Annotated in this window: 2 protein-coding genes; one reads left to right on the top strand and one right to left on the bottom strand. The window is 66.3% G+C overall.

Features of this window, described 5'->3' with window-relative positions; genetic code table 11:
- Nucleotides 1-456 precede the first annotated feature (456 nt).
- The gene (locus ACFU5K_RS32000; protein WP_384068285.1) at nt 457-720 is read left to right on the top strand and encodes a hypothetical protein; all 264 of its coding nucleotides are present in this window, start codon (nt 457-459) and stop codon (nt 718-720) included.
- A 221-nt stretch (nt 721-941) separates the two neighbouring features.
- On the opposite strand, the gene ACFU5K_RS31995 is transcribed toward ACFU5K_RS32000, so the two are convergent.
- Nucleotides 942-1,133, bottom strand: a 192-nt coding sequence (locus ACFU5K_RS31995) for a hypothetical protein (RefSeq protein WP_384068283.1), incomplete at its 5' end; no start/stop codon positions are given.

The following is a 1,133-nucleotide window of genomic DNA, read 5'->3' as shown; positions in this document are numbered from 1 at the left end:
CATCCGGATCCGCTCCGGGTACGTCTCACCAACTATGTGATCTCTCGGCACAAGATCGAGATCATAAACGATCTTCAGCTACCCGAGCGACGTTGGACCGGGCCGAGCCACGCAGCAGTGCTCCCGCCGCCCGACGCGCCCCCTTTCCTTGCCGACGGGAGGCGGACGACGACGCCGCCTGCGGGGCCGGGCGGTGGCGACCGTCTCGCGTGTTCGCCACCCACGGCTCCGAGGTCGACGGTCGGCAGCCCCGCACCGGTCGCGGACCGCAGGGGCCGGCTCAACCCGCTGAACCTGCGCAGAGGCTGGACCCATCCCCGTGCCGCGTCCCGACGAAGGGACGGCCTCGGCCTCCAGGCATACCAAAGTCTAGAAATCCTCCGACCCACGCTTCCTTGGTCTGCGAATCATGCGTACCTATGGCCGAATCCGCGATTTCTTCAGATCGTTAGCGTGATGGACATGAACCTCAAGAAGCTTTCCGAAGAATTCAAGCGGGCTGGCATCCCCGCAGTTCTGTTCGCTGTGGCGGGACTGTTCGTCACCGTATTCGCGGCAGTGCAGATCCTTGAGCGGGTCTGGGCCCACGTGACACTGCGACTGCTGAACGTTCCGGGCCTCGGTGCGGCGGCCACACTGCTCGTGGGCGGCGCCTTCCTCGTCGTCTCGCTGCTGATCCAGCGGCGTGCGTCGTCCGACCGCACGGAAGCACACGGGTGACGTGACCGGCCGGAACGCCGGCCGACAGACGACCGGCGTTCCGGGCGTGCGGGCGAGCGGGCGAGCGGGCGAGCGGGCGAGCGGGCGGCCGTATTCGGATCACGCCTGCGGGCCAAATCACGTGCGGCCACCCCAGCAGACGCCTCCCGGCGCAGACCGATCCCCACATCGGTCTCAGCTCGGATTCCGCCCCTGCCCCGGAGCGACGACCTGCATTCCGGTCAGGTCCTGATCGGCGTGACGAAGTCTGCCCCGACGAAAGACACTTCGCCGAATGCGCACGATTCCCCGATGCGTCCATGTTCCTCCACGCTTGAACCCGAATCCACCGGCTTGATGCCTGTGGATAGCTTCTCCGGAAACGAGGAAGTGCCCTGTGGCCTGCGATGATGGGAGTTCTTCACGCTTCCAGC

This window comes from Streptomyces sp. NPDC057428, assembly GCF_042803195.1.
In the GTDB taxonomy this organism is placed as follows: Bacteria; Actinomycetota; Actinomycetes; order Streptomycetales; family Streptomycetaceae; genus Streptomyces.
Note: the sequence above shows the minus strand (reverse complement) of the source record. Positions and strands in the feature narration are given on the sequence as shown.